Below are 3,213 nucleotides of genomic sequence, written 5' to 3'. Positions count from 1 at the left end.
CTCGTCGGGGATCGCGCGGAACATGTTGCCGAGCGGGGCGGTGCCGAAGCCGAGACGGCCGGGAAGGATGTTCTTGAGGGTCATGATGATGCCTTTTCGGTCAGTCGTGCCGGGGCCTGAGGGATCCCCGGCGTGGGGGGGCAGACATCGGTGGATGGATGTCTCTGTGTGGCTTTGACGGGCGGGGTCGTCCGGTCAGCGGAAGCCGGGTGAGCAGCGCTTGCAAATAACTTCGAAAGCACCTTATGGGCTAGAACAATAATTGCATACGCTGGCTAATGCAAGTGGGTGCCACACCGGACCGGCGATCCAGGCGCCGGGCCTGGCTGCAAGACCCCTTGCCGACCCGGAGGCATCGGGCCATGCCCGTCCGCCACCGACGAGGACTGAGGACTCCTACTTCAGCGACCTGCGCGTCCTAGCCGCTCGGGCAGGAGCTGATCCCGCCCGGCGCACACGACGCGGCCGCCGCACACATCCGCTCCCTTGGCGCAGGCCTACGCCAGGCCCATGACCAGCCTCCACGGGACTCGACCGCAACGGCCGGAGTCCTGACTGCAGCCGCCGGGCCTCCGCGAAGCCCCCGATCTTCTTGACCAGCTGAACCAGCACACACAGGCAGTCAGGAACGGCCCGCCCAGCCGGATTCCCCGGACCTATGTCTTCGAGCACCACAGCTCCACCTGCTCGGCAGTCGTGCGGCAAGCCGCCGCCCCGCTGTCCGTTCATACCGGCGCACCGGACCACACGGAACCCGGATCCCTAACCGCACCGGCGGCTACCGTTCCGAGCACATTCCCGCCTTTCTGGAGGAACGCTGGCATCAGGAGCATCTCGCACCGCTCCAGATCGACGCGGAAGCGAAGTCCGTACGCCGTCTCGCTGCGGTCCTCCTTGTCCAACAGGCATCTGGCAGGGCACAGGGTGACGCCGCAGGCTTCCTCGGCATCAACCCTGCTGGAGGCCAGTTCACGGCCACGAGCACGCTCCTGCGATGGCTCAGAGACGGGCAGGACACCTTCAATGCCGCTCTGCACAGCCTGGCCGAGGAACTCGACCGCGGGACAGACCCCACCGACTACCAACGCCGACGCGAAGTGCCGCGAGGCTGGTCTCGGCCGTCCGAGACCTGGAACGAGATCACCACCAGGCTTCCGCCCGTCCCGGGCCCCGTCCGCCCCAACCTGGACGACCGAGTGCGCCAGGAAGCATCCGCGTTCGTCTGTGCCTATGCCACCTGCGGCGAGCCGCTCTTCGCACCACGGCACGTCGAAGCCGAACAGCCCCCGGACACTCGCCAAGCCTGGCGAAAGCGCCGTGCGAACACCTGGTACCAGTTCTCCCGCCCCGACGCCCTGAACCACTACACGGCGCTACGCGGACTCCTATGCCGGCACCGCGACGCCCTCATCGAGAAGATCGAATCGGGCACCAGAACGCCGATTCGCTAGGTACTGTCCGCTCCGCCAGCGGCGCCCAGCCGCACCCGGTGACGCTGAAGGTCCACCTCGGCGACCTCCACCGTGATCAGCTCGCCTTCATCGACAAGCTGATCTGGGGTCTCGACCGGCTCGCCAGTCAGCTCTGAAAGGTGGAGGAATCCCACAATGTCGGGAGCAAGCCGCACGAACACACCAAAGGGAACGATCTTGATGATCGGCCCGGTGAGGACCCGGCCGACCTGATCCGCAAACCGAATGAGTGGATCCTCTCGCAGAGCCTTCAACGAGAGGGTGACCTGTCCGGAGCGCGTCTCGGCAATGATCACCTCAGCGGTGATCCGCTGGCCGGCTTCGACTGCCTCTGATGGATGGTTGATCCAGTCCCACGTCAGGTCCGGCACCCGGATGAAGCCGGTGCACAGGCCGTCCGGTTCGCCATCGACGTGAACGAAGACCCCGAAGTTATGAACCTCGGACACCGTCCCAGCGACGACCTGCCCTCGTTCGAACGCGAGGAGAAAGGACCGCAAGGCCGGAATCTCGCACGCCCTGGCGGAGAGGTGAAGCTGGCCTTCGCGCCAACGCCCGATCTCTTCGGCATTGATCTCCTGGCCAACCTCAAACAGCTCGGATGGATGCTCCATCCGACGCATCGACGCCTCATGTCGAGGAATCCGACCGAACTCGACTTCCTCCCCTTCACCATCTACGAGCTGCACCAGGACGTCCGCTCCGTCGAACCCGGTGACCTTCACCGTTCGCATGGCCCCCAGCCGGAGCTGGTTGATCAAGGACTGCATGCGAGGGGCAGGGGCTGGCTCGGACATGGAGGTGAGCCTAGTCGGCGCCCGACCACGCTGGTTCCAACTCTCGTGACCAGGTTCCAACTAGGACCTGTCCGGCCGATCACTCCAGGTGTGCCGGGGCGAGTAGCCGCTCGTGCTGTCCCAGCGAGGGCTGGGATCACGACTACAGGAATGTCAGCGGGATGAGGTCAGGGCGCGAAGTACCAGCAATACAGGCTCAGGCCTCTCTCCGCACGACTCATGGCGAGGGCTGACAGACGCTCAAGGAGGTCGACGGCACTGCTCGGCCTAATCTCATCGCCCATCTCGGAGACGGTCTTGGCCCACGTGAGAGCGGTAGTTCTGAGCTGATCCGCTCTTGCACTGGCCAAGGCCGTCGAGAGCGCCTGCGGAACAGCGAAGACAGTGAAACCATCGTTGGCCATGGGCACCACGTACCGGAGCGGACTTTCCGCCCCCGTCAACAGAGCTTCCCACCTCGGAACTGCGTCATCCGGATAGATGCCGTCACACAGCACGGCAGGAAAATCATGGCTCTTGCGCGGCCCTACCCGCACTGCTGACTCGTCGTCTTCAGCAAGGAAGAACTCTCCTTCAAGCACCATCCGCTGATTCTGGCATGTCTCGGCACCCGGGAGCCTGACCGAGTGACTGCTCCGCCGCCAGGGCGTTAGTTCGGACATGGGGCGGGGTGATCTGACGGATGCCGAGTGGGAACGACTGCGGCCGTTCCTGCCGGTCAGCAACCGGCGTTGTGGCAGGTGGCGGGATCACCGGCAGGTGATCGACGGGATTCTGTACCGGGTGCGAACCGGAGTTCAGTGGCGTGACCTGCCCGAACGGTTCGGCCCGTGGAGAACCGTCTATGAGCGCCGTGCGCCGTGAGGCGCTTTGTTGTATCCCCGGATTATCCGGGATGAACTCGGAGAAGGTTCTTGGGTCACCTGACTTACCTGGCGGTGAAA

General features: G+C 64.7%; 3 protein-coding genes and 1 pseudogene. 1 reads left to right on the top strand and 3 read right to left on the bottom strand.

Annotation, left to right across the window (positions count from 1 at the left end; all coding sequences use genetic code 11):
- Positions 1-725 precede the first annotated feature (725 nt).
- From ACFVWY_RS35510 to ACFVWY_RS35500, 3 genes are all read right to left on the bottom strand, one after another.
- Positions 726-1,364 (bottom strand): hypothetical protein, encoded by a 639-nt coding sequence (locus ACFVWY_RS35510; RefSeq protein ID WP_389879035.1) that lies wholly within the window; start codon positions 1,362-1,364, stop codon positions 726-728.
- An 83-nt stretch (positions 1,365-1,447) separates the two neighbouring features.
- Complete coding sequence (locus ACFVWY_RS35505; protein ID WP_389879036.1) at positions 1,448-2,242, bottom strand: S1 RNA-binding domain-containing protein; 795 nt, start codon at positions 2,240-2,242, stop codon at positions 1,448-1,450.
- Between the two features lie 194 nt (positions 2,243-2,436).
- On the bottom strand, positions 2,437-2,853 hold the full coding sequence (locus tag ACFVWY_RS35500; protein ID WP_389879034.1) for a hypothetical protein: 417 nt from the start codon (positions 2,851-2,853) through the stop codon (positions 2,437-2,439).
- Positions 2,854-2,929: 76 nt separating this feature from the next.
- Here ACFVWY_RS35500 and ACFVWY_RS35495 point away from each other — a divergent pair.
- Positions 2,930-3,127: pseudogene (locus ACFVWY_RS35495) on the top strand (transposase); the annotation flags it as partial.
- Positions 3,128-3,213: the final 86 nt, after the last annotated feature.

Source organism: Streptomyces sp. NPDC058195 (genome assembly GCF_042883525.1).
GTDB lineage: Bacteria > Actinomycetota > Actinomycetes > Streptomycetales > Streptomycetaceae > Streptomyces.
This window is presented reverse-complemented; position numbering and strand designations above follow the sequence as displayed.

Coding starts and splice junctions, on each gene's coding strand:
- ACFVWY_RS35505 (WP_389879036.1), bottom strand. CDS start 2,242: ATGCAGTCCTTGATCAACCAGCTCCGGCTGGGGGCCATGCGAACGGTG.
- ACFVWY_RS35500 (WP_389879034.1), bottom strand. CDS start 2,853: ATGGTGCTTGAAGGAGAGTTCTTCCTTGCTGAAGACGACGAGTCAGCA.